The sequence below is a fragment of the Fimbriimonas sp. LA-C6 genome (genome assembly GCF_055398105.1).
The window spans coordinates 3297154-3310936 of record NZ_AP038796.1; the positions used below are offsets into that span (position 1 = coordinate 3297154).

Sequence of the window (13783 nt, forward strand, 5' to 3'; positions counted from 1 at the left end):
CTATGGCACTCCTTGAATTGACTGCGACTTGTCGCCACTGCCGACGACCTGTAATGCCCCGAACTCATCGCCTGAATCGCATTGCGCAATGTGCAGAATGCGTTGACCACGCCCTGTCTTGGCTGCCGGACGACTTGGAATTCGGAGCCTTCAAAATCCCCTTGTTGGTTCCAGATCCTTTGGATTTAGAGCCCACAACAGGTGACCTTATCCTTGCCGCCTTGACCGGAAGGGGGTGGGGCACGGCGTATACCCTGCGTAAGACCGTCGAGCCTCTCGTAGACGATGATCTCAACCTCGTTGTGCCTCTGTACGAGGACTTAGGACACATAGTACGCGGCCCCAAGGGGCGTTGGGTCATTCCGGAGCGCGTCTGGTGTGTCGACCATTCGCGCCCGGGGTTTGCTTTCGCAGCCGGAGCAAGAGACCGAGCCTTTTGGACGATAGCCCGAAGCGCTCAGCGAGCAGCACAGCCTAGGCCCTCGCCGGTTCCACCCAAGGTATCAATGCCTATCAGTGAGCTTGAATCGCTTGGAGAGATCGTTGTGGACAGATTTGGCGCTCAGTGCATCCAGGCACAGACATGGACGGAGTGGTTAGAGTCCAGGCCGCAAGAGTTGCTTTGGCCGAACATGCTTACGACATATGATCGGTCGTGGAAGCGGGACCAACGCTCCCAGTCGGAGCGCGGAGGGCTAATTTGGAGAGAGGAAGAAGATAAGTACGGCGTGATTCTGCGGGCGGGCGAACTCCCTCGGTGCGTTGCGAAGGGACCGGCTCGGGCCTTTGCCCTCGGAGCCTTCCCTGTCCGACGATTTGGCGAATCGCTCGCCGTTCCGGTACGATACTCGCCTCCCCGCCCGATCGAGACTGCTTTAGTCAGTGCCTCTGGATTGTCTGCCCATATAGTCAAGGATGATCGGAAGCGGTTGTGGCGCATTTATCAGGGCATCACAGACTTCATATGGTATATGCTGCTGACCAAGCTTCCATTTCGTGAGCTTCCTGGTTGATCTTCTATGCATGACCTCCTTGGTGCACACCGGCGACTCTCCCGTCTCTATCGCCTTTACCTTCGCAGCGCTTTCCCTTTAAGGGATGAACGACTTCGTAGAACGCGAGATGACCTCGTTAAGGAAGATCGGAGTCTTGCGGTTGAACCCTTAATCGAGCCGATGCCTGAGTACATGCTCAGCGACGTGGCACCGGAAAACCTTGGCACGATGCTGGGCGATGCATACGAGCCCCTTAACACACTTGCGCCTTCCTTAATGGGTGGGGCAAAGCGCCTCTACCAGCACCAGTGGCAATCGGTAGTTTACGCAGTCCAGGAGGAAAGCGATTTGGTCGTCACAACCGGGACCGGTTCTGGAAAAACGGAGTGCTTTCTTCTTCCCTTGCTCGCGCACCTGTCGACTCAGCTCTGGCGTGAAGGTGGAAGGTATCGGCAAGACGCTGCTTGGTGGGAAGACGAGAAGGCAGATGAGTGGGCTGCACAAAGAGCAAACCCGAGCCCGCGAACTAAGGCGGTACGAGCGTTCGTTCTCTATCCTCTCAACGCTCTCGTCGAGGACCAACTCGTTCGATTACGACGGGCGCTGCTTACAGAAGAGGTGGTAGCGATGCTTGAGCAACAACATGGAGGGGATCGGATCACGTTTGGTCGTTACACCGGCGACACTCCCATCCCAGGACCAGTACGGAGTGGTTCGGCGGCCAAGCGATTGGCCAAAACTCTTCGGGATCAGAAGAAAGAATGGGGTAGGACGCGTGGCCTTGATGAGTCTGTGCGTCACTTCCAGCCAGATCCTTATGGCCCCGAGATGTGGTCCCGCTGGGACATGCAAACCGAACCGCCAGACATTCTGATCACTAACTATCCGATGCTCAACATTATGTTGAACCGAAGCATCGACAATCCTATATTCGAGCAGACCCGTTCTTGGCTTGAGGAAAACGATTCAAACTTTGTAACCTTGGTCGTCGACGAGTTGCACAGCTACCGAGGCACTCCGGGTACGGAGGTCGGCTACGTTCTCCGACTGCTCGCCCACAGGCTCGGACTGCGTCCTGACTCACGACAGCTTCGGATCTTGGCGACATCAGCAAGTCTGGAGGCCGGAGAAAAGAGCGATGCATTCTTGGAGGGGTTTTTCGGTCGGCCGGCGAGTAGGTTTAACGTCATATCGGACCCTAGTCACGTTTCGCATTCGTCAGCCAATATTCCTGTTAGCCCATTTGTAAACTTCGCTTGTGACCTTCGGAACGCACGAGTGTCTGAAGGCGAGCCTGCACCGGCATGGGGGCAATCAAACCAGGCTGTTGAAAACGCGGTGAGTCAGCTGACGGAAGCGTTAGGTGCCACTGGCAACGACGCGCTTGCTCTTGGTGTGGCGCTTCAGGTACTGGAGCCCAGAGCATCGTTACGTCAGGCCTGTGCGGCGGAGGAGGAGGGTATAGCAAGGGTTCGCGCAACGAGGGTTTCCACGGTAGCTGCCCGACTCTTTCCTGGCCATTCAGAACAGACAGCATGCGATGCACTCGAGGGATTCCTTCTGGCTGGGATGCTAGCCATTCGACCGACCAGACCGGGAGACCGAAAAGAGCCTTCAATCAGGGTACGTGGACATCTGTTTTTCAGGAATCTTCGCAACATCTGGGCCTGCTCAGATCCAAAGTGCAGCGGTGGCGGAGAGACTCTTGGAGCGTTGTTCGACGAGAGCCGTTACTCCTGCAATCAGTGTGGCGGGCGAACTCTGGACTTAATCGTCTGTACGTCCTGCGGTGAGGCGTTCCTAGGTGGATATAGACCTGCATCCCCCGACCCTTGGCACTTGACGCCAGATGCGCCGGACATCGAACGAGCTCCCGAGGTTGGAATGCTCCAGCGAACCGTCCAGAACTACGCTGTGTATTGGCCAGAAACAGAGGAAGCCCCTGACAGTCGTAGGTACACCTTTACGCGCGGTGGTATTCAAGTTGTGGCCCAGTGGTTGCCGGCCGTTCTCGTCCCCAGAACCGGTGAGCTAAAGAGGGCGAGGTATGAAGCGGATCGAACCGGGTGGCTCTTCGATACCAGCGAAAACGAGGCGGTCCATTGCCTGCCCCCACGATGCCCGAGGTGCGGCTGCGATCACTCTCGTATGGACGTGGAAGGAGCGTCACCTTTACGAAACCATCGTACCGGATTAAGAAAAGTCACCCAGGTCCTTGCCGAAGGTCTCTTCCAGGAGATGATGGGGAACGCCCCGAATTTTGATCGGCGAGAGAGGAAGCTGGTCTTATTTACCGACAGCCGCCAGGACGCGGCCAGGTTGGCTACCCGAATCGAAAGCGACCATCTACAAGATATGGTTAGACTTTCGATGGAGGAGGCCGCAAATCGTGTATCGGACTGCCTTCCGATCGTAGTGCGTTCTCTTATTGACGATGGAGGAGAACTCGATCGAGACCTGTTAAGTCGCATCGAAAGCATCAACAAACCCCTCGCCTTACGGCTTTCAGCAATGAGTGTCCCGAATCGACGTCAGAGGAAGGACGCGATGGCTTTCCTCGACGAGAATCTCTACGACGCAGGCTACGCATGGGCTGACGGCACAGCGTCCCGCGAGAGGCGAAGACTCTGGGAATGGACTTTACGCGCTTGGCCGGAGATCACACTCGGAGATCTTGTGGCAGGCACCGTGCAGCGATTGGTGGACGAGGGGATGTGTCCTGGAGGCACGGTCCAAGCGGCACGAACGTTCACCATGCCTTCTCCCGATGGCTCGGATGAGCTGGAAGAACCGTGGTCTGAGTGCTTTCATTGGTCGTCGACCGACGGTCTAGGCCCTGAACAGACTAAGTGGAAGGCCGATAAAGAAGGTTCTACCGAATCTCACAGCAGTCACCGCACGGTCCTAAGGAAACTTGCTGAACGGCTTGTTATGGAAGAACTCTTCCCCCATCAAGCTCGAACATACGAAGGTTTGAATCGGGGAAGGTTAACTTATGATGGTAGTAGAACCGACCCACCGGATTTCCGAAGGGGCGCGGAAGCGCTTATCTGGATATGCGGTGTGAAGCATCGGTACCCGAGTGCACGAAAGCCCGAATTTTTCTCTCCAGAGACTGATTTTCCTAAGGCAATATTGGACTACATCCGTGCCATCGGCGTCTCAGACACAGCCGACTTGATAAGTAAGTTGAGGGAGAGGGGAATCTTAACGGAGCAAAGGTGGCGAGTGCGGGGAAGAGAGTCGACTCGCCCAGCTATACAGCCGTCAAGACTTAGCCTTACCCCACCGATTGGAACCCGTGCGTATCAATGCCCGCGTTGCGCTAAGCGGTTCTTGGAGAACTATGTCTTCTGTCCTTCCTGCGGCAGCACTCAGCGAGGTCTTTCTCTTCTCCTCGGCAGAGCCGACGGTGGCAAGTTGGTCGAAGTGGAGCGTCGGGATCGCTCCTCAGAAGAAGACGACTACTATCTCGCCTTATCCCAAGACGGGGGCAAGATATTCCGGCTCAATGCCGAGGAGCTGACCGGTCAAACCGACAAGAAAGATCGAGCGAAGCGCCAAAGATGGTTTCAGGAGGCCTTCCTTCCTGAGCTAGAGGACAGTGCAGGAGAAAAGCCTGCACCACTGGGCATCGACCTTCTGAGCGTTACGACGACGATGGAAGCCGGCGTCGATATCGGTCCCCTTAGCGCCGTCGTCATGGCCAATGTGCCTCCAAAGCGGTTCAACTATCAGCAGCGGGTCGGACGCGCAGGACGACGCGCCAATCCGCTGGCAATCGCCCTCACCTACTGCCGTGGCCGCTCGCACGATGAGTATTACTTCCGTCATCCAGAGAGCATCACGGGAGACCGAGTTCCCTCCGCGTATGTGGACGTTGCGAGGGAGTCCATTCTTCGCCGCGTCATCGCAAAAGAGGCCCTCCGAGACGCTTACCAAAATCAAGATATCCAGAGAGCTCTAAGGGATGGTCGGATACGTCGAGCATACGTCGCGGCGATGATCAGAATGATCAACAAGGCGAACGACAAGCGTGAGCGAATAAACTCAACTCGGATTGAACCGATAACTTTGGAGATTCCAGAGTTGGAAAGGACACTCATCCAACTGGGAGAGTCGTTGCCCACCAAGGAGGACGCGCCGGAGGCAGGAACGGCCGACGGCGTGCACGGTGAGTTCGGTCTTGCCGAAGACTGGAACCCACGCATAAGGCAGCTACTCTCGGACCGGCTCCAAGATGTCTCACAAAGTTCGGGGTTCAGAGAGGTTATTGAGGCGATGGCGTTAGGCACAGCTTGGGACGGAGGTCGGGATCCCGGTCAGCTTCAGGGCCTTACAAACCGGCTGGTCTGCTACGTTCAAGAAGAGCTTATCGACAAGGTTGATGAAGCGTCCACCATGTTGCACTCCTCTGCTGCCTTAGGAGAAAGGCTAGCCAACCTAGGCGTCCTTCCAATGTTCGGATTTCCCACTCGGGTTCGATATTTCTCGACGAGAAAAGGCGGTCCTGGCTGGCCCCCGACGAGAGGAGTCGTGGACCGGAACCTCGACTTAGCGATCACTTCCTTTGCACCAGGATCGACAGTCATGAAGGACAAGATGGTGCATACCTCCGTCGGCGTGGCGGGATTTGGGCCTTCCGGATACGAAGAAGGATTCTTCCCACCGTTCGCAGAGCCAAACCCCGACAAAATCGGTATGTGCATGGACTGTCGGACCGTGGTCTTTGCGGATGCCGACCGACATGCCTCTTGTCCAAGCTGCGGAGGATCTTTCGACGTCTATGACACGAGGGAGCCTCGTGGCTTTGTTTCCTCTTTGCACGCTCAGGACGACGATGGCTGGGACGGACATGCTGGGTCCTCCACTCAACCACTGGTTGCGTTCGGAGATTCTCCCGATTTTAAGCAAGTTCTGGGACTGCAAGCCAGCCTGCGAGCCTCAGATGCCGAAGAGCAAACAGAACGCGGCGAAGTCCGCACCTTTAACGCAGGGCCGACGGGAGACGGATTCACGTTCGTCGAGGCTCAGCGACCTCTTCCAGGAAGAACTGCCACCCCCGCAAAAGGAGTCTACGTTGTTCCAAAAGTTCTTGCCGAGTTGGAAGAGGCCGGTTGGCGTTCGGCGACGGGAGGAGAGAAGGCAATCTCGCTATTGAGCAAGAAGGTGACCGACGTGCTTCTACTAGGCATGAGGTTTCCTAAGGGCAACTTTGCCGATCCAACCACTGTGGAGGGCCGTGCGGCTTGGTCGTCCTTTGGCTTTATGCTTCGTGGAGCAGTCGTGCGAGAGTTGGACGTAGAGACTAGCGAACTGGAGGTTGGGCTACGGACTACCGGAGCAGGTCATTTTGGCGGCGATGGGTGGGTGAGCGAAAGCGGGCTCCGGGGCGAAGTCTTTTTAAGCGACGCGCTCGAAAATGGCGCTGGGTACGCCTCTCATCTGTTCGAAAGCTCCACGTTAACGAGAGCGCTTCAGTCGCTATCGATATCCGGTGAATTCGTCGAACAGTGGCTCGACCATGCTGCGAGGTGCGATTCCTCGTGCGGACGGTGTCTCCGGGACTATGCGAACGGCCCTCATCACGGGATTCTCGACTGGCGACTCGCGATCGACATGGCAAGGCTGGCCCGAGGTGAATTGCACTCTCCTTCGCTGGCCCCTTGGTCTTCTCTGCTCGTACCCGGTAGCGGATCGGTGGCCTTGTCGCTACGGGATCTGGGTTATCAGCTCTCCAACTCAGAAAGGCTTCCCGTCTTCCGCAAAGATGGACTCTCTCCAGTGGTCATCGTTCACCCCCTTTGGACGACCGATCATGAGGATGTGCAGGCGGTGGCTCAGGCAATAGGCACGATCAGGCCGTTTTCAATATTTAGGGCGGTAAGACGGCCAATGGATGCGAACGACGAAAGGTTGGTCCGGGAGCTGTAGGCTACGACGGGAAAAGTGGTGCAAAGGCCTTCACCTGATCTGGTGGAAATGCCGTGGGCATCGAGGCTGACGCGCTGGCAAGGCACGAAGCGACAGCAAGTGAATGTATGGCAAGATTCTTTTCTTGAGCTCTTAGTTTCCCTAATGCCTTTCCAAGTGCCCTCGCCGGAAGGGATGGAAGAGTTCCAAGGTGGGGTGACGTGTCGAGAGGCATCGAATGCTTAGCATCTTCGATGACCTCGCAGTAGTTGAGCTCAGTGAAGGTCCCCCGCACCGTTAAGTTTCCGGTGTTTGGAATGGGAAGGGCTCTTTCCCAGACCCCTGGGGCAGTCGGAAGCACACACGCTCCGCTCGAAAGAGTCCCGGCAACCCACAGGTTTTGTGGCCACTTTTTGCCCAATCCGGGCAAGGTGGCGTTGATGTCTTTCAGACGCAGTAACGGCTCTAGGTACGCCTCGGTCGGGGCCCTATTGATGCCGTCAAGGGCTAACACGAAGGCGCGGTCGTAGAGCTCTGAAGCTATTTCGATCCAGCGCCGGATTTCCCTGCTATCCAGCAGGCCCCGGACGTCGGACAGGTTAGCGGGCACGGGCCACCACAGCACCCTTCCTCCGGCAACGACCCTACTCCAATCCTCAAGCCGTTCAACGGAACCAAGCCCGAAGAACATTGGGGCTTTATTCGCAAGACATGCCGCCGTCGCGACTACCTGCTCTTCGTTCTCGAACGCTTCTGAAAGCTCAACTGTCGCAAGAACGGTCGATGCTGGAAATTCAGGCAACGGCTCCGCAGATCTTGGTGATGACTCTACAGCATCTCTAGATAACTTCAGCGATCGAATGGCTTCTGCTATTGGCTCCAGGTCTATCGTCTTTCCCTGATTGGAAGGCTCCTGGCTCCTCACGACGTTCTCAGCAATTCGTTCGAGGATCGGACGCAAGTCCGCTGGCGGTCCCAGCTTGTCGATGGCCCTCTCGATAGGTTTTAGGTCCAGATAAACGGGTTCGAATTGCGACTCGCGCGATTGATTAAAAGCGGCTCCGAGAACGGCCGTTAGCGCAAGGGTGTCCTCGTCTTCGCTTATGCGCTTCAGAGCGTCCTTAGTCACTTCAAGTCGCTGTTGAAGAAGAGTCGATTGCTCTTTCCGGAGCGCCTCCACTTCCTTCCGAAAGACATCCGCCTGTGCCTCCGCTTCGGCACAAATGGCATCACGGAGGCTTTCAAATCGTGTCGCAAAGAGAGGAGAGTGAAGAAGACGATCGGCCAGCTTAAGTGGCAAACCATCCGTGCTGGCCTCTGCCCTTTGCATAAGAGGCTCGATCCAGATGCTGGGTTCGGCGAGACTGATGGCTTGAGGTAGCCACTGTACGGCAGTCTTTATCGCTGCCAGGCGTGTCTCGTTCAAGCAGGCTTCAATTTCCTCTCTAATCTGATTAACGTCGGTTTGGCTGGTCTGGGGAGGAACGTCCGCCTTGTACGGTACAACTAATAGGCCATCCCTCTCCGAAATTCGTTCCGGCGTCCAAGTCGGACCGGACAACTCCGCTATCGTTAGCGACTCGCTCGAAAATAGTTCCTCAAGATCGACCGGACCGAACCATTTGTCAGATCGCTCGCCGCGAATATGGATTAGGTACTTTCCGGGTCGGTGACTACGACCGAAGTCAGCCAACGACGTCTTTTGTGCCGCTGCATCGTTCGGGAATTCGATGATTGGGATCGCTGCCCCACCGTCCTCGACAGCCTTAACGGCTTTTCGATAGACCTGACATCCCCATCGGAATCCTTTTGCCACCGATGCCCGGTCGAAGTTTGAGGTTCCGCTCACCGGCTTCCACTGACCTTCGTCAATGTAGAGGATTACGGCACACTCGCGCTTACCAACTTGGCGCGAGTAAACAAGTAGATCGATGCGAGCCACTGACATGTACTATGTACCGAAAGCGAGAGTCTAGTAGCAAGATCTCGATACAAATTGGACTGGAAGTGTGAAATACGCCCGGAGGTATTCGCCAAAACCGTTCTCGGTTTCAACTAATTTGTGGCTAATTCTCAATATGCTGACTTGCCTGGGATACTGTCCTCGTCATTGAATACGCGGAAACTCGAATTCTCTCTTACAAACGTGGAGTGCATGGCATAGCCCCGACCAAAGTCTGAACCACCCGAATCGTCGCGGGGATCACATTTACAATGGTCGATCCTTTTCGCTCCAAGCTGTGCCAAGCGAGCCCAAAGGTCGAGGGCACTCACGAGGCAGAACGAAGGTCAAACCCACTCGTTGTCAGAAGCCCGAGCGATCGGCTGCCGGCAGGAACTGACATGAATAGTCTTTCGGAATGTCCGTTGTTGACCACTTCGGCTTTCTAGAAGGAGCCATCATGCCAAGTTTGGTTCATTCAGCGCAAAAAAGACCTAATATAATTAGAGTCGCCTTAGATTTTGAACCTGATAGGTCGTGGGCGGTACAGGATTTGAACCTGTGACCTCATCGGTGTGAACGAGGAAATTGCGGCAACAACCGCAGAATTTCGAGTCTACAGAGGTCTCAACTGGTCCCTCAAGTACTCCACCATTCGAGAGACCTTTGAGAGACCAAATGCGGATTTGTCGTCAATTGCTCGGACTCGTCAAATCCACGTTATCAAACTCCAGATATCTCTTGATAGACTCGATCACGTGCCTAGACTGGATCATATCCATGAAACGCGGCAGGGCCCTTCCCAATTTCGTTTTGACCGGCACGAGGCACAGGCTTGCATCGGAGTCCGCCCCGTCGCCGAGAGGAGCAATGTGGCTGTTCCAGTAGCAGCCGTTGCCGCACCAGAGCAGGTAGATGCCTACAAGGCAGGCGGGTTCACGCTAACCCATGTCTTGCGCATGGAGATGGCGAAATCGACGGAGCGAGAAAGATCTCCGAATTCCTCGAACTCTGCCTTGGATTCATTGCCGGATCGTATATTGGACCTTAGCGGTCGGTGGGAAGGCGCGAAGAAGAATCCCTTCGTGCGGATTGGACCAGGCCTGAAACTCGAATCACCCAGAAACCGACGTTCGAATTAGGCTTTTGTCCAGGCAGCTACCGGGTGCATGACATTCATCGAAACGATGTGGAATGCCTGGAATGATCGGCGAGATCGGCTCCGTCGAGCCGTCTCAACATATCTCGAAGCATCTCACTTTGACCTTTTTCTAGATGGTCGAATTGCTGTTGCCCAAACTGGCATTGAGATGATGGCCTCCTACCTCTCAAGAGAGAGGGCCGCCAAGCTCATGCCCGTTGCTTGGAACGATTTACGTACGGCAGCACGAGTCGAGGCACTTCTTGTTCTGCTCTCTATCATTCTTATCATCCTCAACAGAGTTGCTTGTAAGGCTCGGCCTCCCAACGGGACTATGGTGGACATGGTAGCGGATGTTAGGAACGCCATTATTCATTAGATGACAAACAATTTAGGTTGGCTCAAGGCACTCGACCCCGCCGTTTTCGACCACGCTTGGCAAGTCCTACTGGAATTTTGGAGTTATCGATTCTTTTCGCGGCTGGCTACTCTGGCAAGTAAGCCACGTGTATCACAGGAATTCCTTCGTCTGTTTTGCAGTGGTTGTTCATCTACTGACACTTCTGCAATGTACACGTGCTTCTACGATGTTCAAAATCTCGTGTCCACATTGGCTCATTAGAAATTGGATTAAGCTGCGGGGGGTAGGCGTCTCCACGTTTGCGATGCGCGGATATAAAGGCAAAGCTACAACCGGCCTCGCTTTCGCAACGACCTCTATCCTAGCTTCAAGAGTCGTCTCCGGTCTGACTCGTCCTTGCTCATATAGTTTCTCAGAACTCGGCTTCGACAATTTCAAGTTTTATGTATAGCCCTCGTAAGTTAGGAAAGAGATAATCACCGCCCCTATCAACCATCTTAAATTCTGCATAAATTGAGCCGGGGTAATCCGGCAATTGCATATCTACCCACACATCACCCTCTTGGCCGGGTGCCAAGTCAGGCAAGATAGTAAGTACGGGGGCGTTAACGGTGCCTGTCCCCTTAGACCCTACATATGAAAGGAACCTGTTTTTCCACACTTGAGAACCTGCGTTCTTAATCCGCCATCCCTTTCGTATTCTTGAACCCTTTAAAACTGAGCTACCGTCGGGGAAGTTCAAATCAGCAATGAATACACTCTTGTCAGTCAAGTCTTGTTTCTTTTGCCCCTCAAGATCGAAAAGCCAAGATGGCATACTTGGGATGCGAGCCAGACTAGATCCTAAACCTCGATACAAGGTAGGTGAGCCGACTATTACTCCAGATACTACGGGTTCAGCCACCAACTTTCCAGTTTTGTGATCGGAAGCTAGTCTTTCTAGCAACTCGTAAACAGAAATAGATTGGGTGCGGCTGTCGCATTCGGCTAGTGCGCAAACGAAGCAAGCTGTGGCCTGAGATAGAAGAGAACCCTGACTTTCGTATGCCTTGCAGCCAGAAGAGACCGCCGCAAGAAAGAGCTTTGTGGCGACTGACGAATCCATTTCACCGGTAGTGAACTGGATTCGATGAGGAGTATCGGCACTTAGGCCCTGACCAATCACACCGGCGTGGCAGCCATCTAAGAATACGATAACCTCCTTGGCAACGCTGTCCTCAACTAGGTGCCGGAGTCTCCTGAGATTGATTCCAGAACTCGGACGAGTGGGATCATAGTCGTACGTCACAAATGATGCGGTGACCTCTTGGACATTTGGATTCATGTGACCAGACAAGAAAATGAACACCTTATCATTCAGCCGAGATTCGGTCAGAGCTCTAATCAGCGCGGTGTTACAGATCTTGGAGGTTGCGTCCTCTTCGAGAATGAGGACGCTTTGTTCTCGTGGGCATTCCCAATCCGATGCAATCCTCTGGAAAACCGCGGTCGCATCAGCGCTTGGGCACACCAGTTGTGGATAGACCTTGTTGCTTCCCACACCGATACAAACGATCCACGAAGTACCCGCCATCAGCAATTACTCACCAGTTGCAGATTTATCCAATGGAAATAGACGGCCGAGTTCACTCTCACTATAACCACTAAAAATAGCACTGCTGCCCCCTTTGATCTTGATCTCTATTCTCCTAGCACTCCGAGATCTAAAATACTCCTGTATCCAAGCCTTTAAGACCAACGCAGCCGCTGAAGCAGGGAGAACCAATTTGACAGCGCCGTTTGTAAGTTCGATAGCAGAATCTTTTGCAGTCAATCCATCTGGCGTGGGGCCAAGCTGAATTGTCTTGAGTTCAGGCTGCAAACTTCTTAAGCTCTCGGCTAAGTCCAAAGTTTCTCTTTGTATCATAAGGTCCCGTGGATCGCGTGAGACAATACTGACTTCTACAGTGACATCTTCCATTCTTGAGTTCTTCTCCCGCGTTATCGCGGCTAAATATGCAATGATCTTAGGCATGCGAGCCTGTTAAATGTAAGCTTTCCTGATCGGTAAAGGTCATCCCAGTACCGTCCGATGGCTATTTCTAAGTCAAATAAGACTTCGTCATTCTTTGCGTGGAACGGTACCAGCGTTACCCCAGACGGATTTGAACTCAGACTCGATTGTGCCACCAACAGTTGATTGTGCTCAAAAACGACGAGCGCAATATGGAGAATCTTGGAATCCTCCTTAATCAGGATTATGTCTAAGGGTGATACATCGCTGAGAGGGATAATAGTTGACGCCGGGAAATTGAATGTAGCCGAACCGGCATGAAAGACGTCTCGCTCGTCACCTTGCCAGGCCAACGACTCTATCAACTCGCCTTCGAGCTTCAGTTGTTTAAGAGTACTGAAGAGGATGTTAAAAACAAAGCCCGAACAATCCACTCCGAGGCCCTTTAGCTTCATTAACTCTAAGACGCCATAAGGTGTTACTTTACCCTTGTGTAGACCTGACCGCTCAATGAGTTCGGGAATCGCACCTTCCAGTTCCTCAGGCATTGCCTTACCTGCCGACCAGCCATAACAAGCTTTCCTTGTCTTTATCGTGTCCTGTATAGCCTCAAGTACATCAGCTCCAACGCCCTTTGAATTGAGCACGTCTCGAATTTGAAGATAGACGTCATTACTGAAATACGGGCAAGGCACATGAAAGTCTCCAACGCGCAGTTTTAGGTAGCGGTAAACCTGGGCCAAAGCAAGCTGGTTTGCCACAGACAGGGTTTCATTCGTTGACGCTGGTTTCATCATATACACTCTCTGTTTAAAGACTTACGATAGCAGAAACAATGTACATCCGAGGGCTGAGATGAACAAGGTGCATGAAATGTGCAGTCGACCCCGAGATAAAGGACATTGTACCGAGTCTTTGTGAGTCACTTACGAAACAAATGTGATGGCATAAGTAGTGATGCTCCGAAAGTATAATTCGTTCATAGTGCAGTCTTCCGACAAGTCGGTATTGAAGCAGCCCAAAAGGCTGAGGTTGCTACCCCGGAAAAACTTGGTGACAAGCTTGAGCAGTGGGCAAGAATTTTTTCGTTTCTCGGGATCCCTGTGATCCTCGGGGTGGCGGTTGGGTCTTTCAGGAAAGAGTCCAGCAGCAAATCACAGCAGATAAAGCGGCCAACGATAGCAGGGTGATTTCGAGCGAGTACTTGCAGATCGCGGTTTCCGTCTTGGCATAGCCGAAGTCGGCGAAAAACAACGTAGCCTTACGGTCGCGGGCGGCTGACTTACTCATATACATTCACCGGCTCCACTTGGCAGTGCTTAGTTGCAAAGTTGAGATCGGCTGAAGGAATCTTGCCGCCTTCCCCGACCACAGATTTGGGAGCCATAGTTAATGGAGATCTCAAGAAGGAATCGCAATCCCTGGACTATGCAACCTT

Annotated in this window: 9 protein-coding genes; 4 read left to right on the forward strand and 5 right to left on the reverse strand. The window is 53.7% G+C overall.

From position 1 onward, the window contains the following. Positions 1 to 2 precede the first annotated feature (2 nt). Together ACZ51B_RS15275 and ACZ51B_RS15280 are read left to right on the forward strand one after the other, a co-directional pair. A complete protein-coding gene (locus tag ACZ51B_RS15275) occupies positions 3 to 1013 on the forward strand; it encodes a hypothetical protein (protein WP_464294202.1) in 1011 nt (336 codons plus the stop codon). Between the two features lie 6 nt (positions 1014 to 1019). Next, the gene (locus ACZ51B_RS15280; RefSeq protein WP_464294203.1) at positions 1020 to 6929 is read left to right on the forward strand and encodes a DEAD/DEAH box helicase; all 5910 of its coding nucleotides are present in this window, start codon (positions 1020 to 1022) and stop codon (positions 6927 to 6929) included. 1 nt (position 6930) lies between these two features. Here ACZ51B_RS15280 and ACZ51B_RS15285 read toward each other — a convergent pair whose 3' ends face one another. Then, complete coding sequence (locus tag ACZ51B_RS15285; RefSeq protein WP_464294204.1) at positions 6931 to 8856, reverse strand: hypothetical protein; 1926 nt, start codon at positions 8854 to 8856, stop codon at positions 6931 to 6933. A gap of 569 nt (positions 8857 to 9425) precedes the next feature. Between ACZ51B_RS15285 and ACZ51B_RS15290 the strand changes: the two genes are divergently transcribed. Beyond that, a complete protein-coding gene (locus ACZ51B_RS15290; protein WP_464294205.1) occupies positions 9426 to 9992 on the forward strand; it encodes a hypothetical protein in 567 nt (188 codons plus the stop codon). A 27-nt stretch (positions 9993 to 10019) separates the two neighbouring features. Then, a complete protein-coding gene (locus ACZ51B_RS15295) occupies positions 10020 to 10370 on the forward strand; it encodes a hypothetical protein (protein ID WP_464294206.1) in 351 nt (116 codons plus the stop codon). Positions 10371 to 10764: 394 nt separating this feature from the next. Here ACZ51B_RS15295 and ACZ51B_RS15300 read toward each other — a convergent pair whose 3' ends face one another. The 4 genes from ACZ51B_RS15300 to ACZ51B_RS15315 all read right to left on the reverse strand — a co-directional run bounded on the left by ACZ51B_RS15300 (position 10765) and on the right by ACZ51B_RS15315 (position 13635). Further along, complete coding sequence (locus ACZ51B_RS15300; protein WP_464294207.1) at positions 10765 to 11925, reverse strand: NBR1-Ig-like domain-containing protein; 1161 nt, start codon at positions 11923 to 11925, stop codon at positions 10765 to 10767. Positions 11926 to 11931: 6 nt separating this feature from the next. Then, positions 11932 to 12312, reverse strand: coding sequence for a hypothetical protein (locus ACZ51B_RS15305; protein ID WP_464294208.1), 381 nt, complete (start codon positions 12310 to 12312; stop codon positions 11932 to 11934). Positions 12313 to 12341: 29 nt separating this feature from the next. Next, positions 12342 to 13142, reverse strand: a complete 801-nt coding sequence (locus ACZ51B_RS15310) for a hypothetical protein (RefSeq protein ID WP_464294209.1) — start codon at positions 13140 to 13142, stop codon at positions 12342 to 12344. A gap of 334 nt (positions 13143 to 13476) precedes the next feature. Next, positions 13477 to 13635, reverse strand: a complete 159-nt coding sequence (locus tag ACZ51B_RS15315) for a hypothetical protein (RefSeq protein ID WP_464294210.1) — start codon at positions 13633 to 13635, stop codon at positions 13477 to 13479. Positions 13636 to 13783: the final 148 nt, after the last annotated feature.